Raw genomic sequence first — 1,276 nt, forward strand, 5'->3', positions numbered from 1 at the left:
TCGCCCAGGCGGTCGGGCTGGGCGCGGCCATCGACTACCTGTCGGCCATCGGCATGGAGAAGATCGCCGCGCACGAGCACGCGATCACCGAGTACGCCGTCGAGCGCCTGCTGGAGGTCCCGGACCTGCGGATCATCGGCCCGCGCACGGCCGTGGACCGCGGCGCCGCGATCTCGTTCACGCTGGGTGACATCCACCCGCACGACGTGGGCCAGGTGCTGGACGAGCAGGGCATCGCCGTGCGCGTCGGCCACCACTGCGCGCGGCCGGTCTGCCTGCGGTACGGAATTCCGGCGACCACGCGGGCGTCGTTCTATCTGTACTCGACGCCGGGCGAGGTCGACGCCCTGATCGACGGCCTGCACCACGTCCGGAACTTCTTCGGCTGACAGGACGGCCCACGACATGAAGCTCGACTCGATGTACCAGGACATCATCCTGGACCACTACCGCAACCCGCACGGCAAGGGGCTGCGGGACGGCGACGCCGAGGTGCACCACGTCAACCCCACCTGCGGGGACGAGATCACCCTGCGGGTGAGGCTCGACGGCGCCACGGTCGCCGACGTCTCGTACGAGTCGCAGGGCTGTTCCATCAGCCAGGCCAGCGCCTCGGTGCTGAACGACCTGGTGGTCGGCAAGACCGTCGGCGAGGCGCAGGCCGTCCAGGAGGCCTTCCTGGAGCTCATGCAGAGCAAGGGCCAGGGCGAGGGCGACGAGGAGGTGCTGGAGGACGCGGTCGCGTTCGCCGGCGTCTCCAAGTACCCGGCCCGGGTCAAGTGCGCACTGCTGAGCTGGATGGCCTGGAAGGACGCCACCGCCAAGGCGCTGGCCGAGCGGCCCGCCGTCGACGGCACCACCAACTGACGCAGAAGAGGAGGACAGACACCATGAGCGACACCACCGAGACGCCCGCCCCTTCCGCTGAGGAGGGCCCGACCGTCATCGTCGGCACCACTGCCGGCACCGTCTCCGTCGAGGACCTCACCGAGGCCCTGATGGACGTCGTCGACCCCGAGCTGGGCATCGACGTCGTCAACCTGGGCCTGATCTACGGGATCCACATCGACGAGTCGGACGTGGCCACCATCGACATGACGCTCACCTCGGCGGCCTGCCCGCTGACCGACGTCATCGAGGACCAGGCCAAGACGGCCACCGACGGCCTCGTCCAGGACCTGCGCATCAACTGGGTCTGGATGCCGCCGTGGGGCCCCGACAAGATCACCGACGACGGCCGCGACCAGCTCCGCGCCCTCGGCTTCAACGTCTGAGA

The 1,276-nt window shown here is 69.4% G+C and carries 3 protein-coding genes; all 3 read left to right on the top strand.

Annotated features, from left to right (window positions below):
• On the top strand, positions 1 to 389 hold a 389-nt coding region (locus ACZ3YO_RS39900; RefSeq protein ID WP_465579202.1), incomplete at its 5' end, for an aminotransferase class V-fold PLP-dependent enzyme.
• Positions 390 to 405: 16 nt separating this feature from the next.
• Positions 406 to 867 (top strand): Fe-S cluster assembly sulfur transfer protein SufU, encoded by a 462-nt coding sequence (sufU, locus tag ACZ3YO_RS39905; protein ID WP_465547532.1) that lies wholly within the window; start codon positions 406 to 408, stop codon positions 865 to 867.
• Positions 868 to 890: 23 nt separating this feature from the next.
• The gene (locus ACZ3YO_RS39910) at positions 891 to 1,274 is read left to right on the top strand and encodes a metal-sulfur cluster assembly factor (RefSeq protein WP_396320486.1); all 384 of its coding nucleotides are present in this window, start codon (positions 891 to 893) and stop codon (positions 1,272 to 1,274) included.
• The last annotated feature ends 2 nt before the right edge of the window (positions 1,275 to 1,276 follow it).

It is taken from the genome of Kitasatospora sp. NPDC022785, assembly GCF_055561295.1.

What these genes read in the sequence shown, in the direction of transcription:
- sufU (WP_465547532.1), top strand. Translation starts at nt 406, where the DNA reads ATGAAGCTCGACTCGATGTACCAGGACATCATCCTGGACCACTACCGC.
- ACZ3YO_RS39910 (WP_396320486.1), top strand. Translation starts at nt 891, where the DNA reads ATGAGCGACACCACCGAGACGCCCGCCCCTTCCGCTGAGGAGGGCCCG.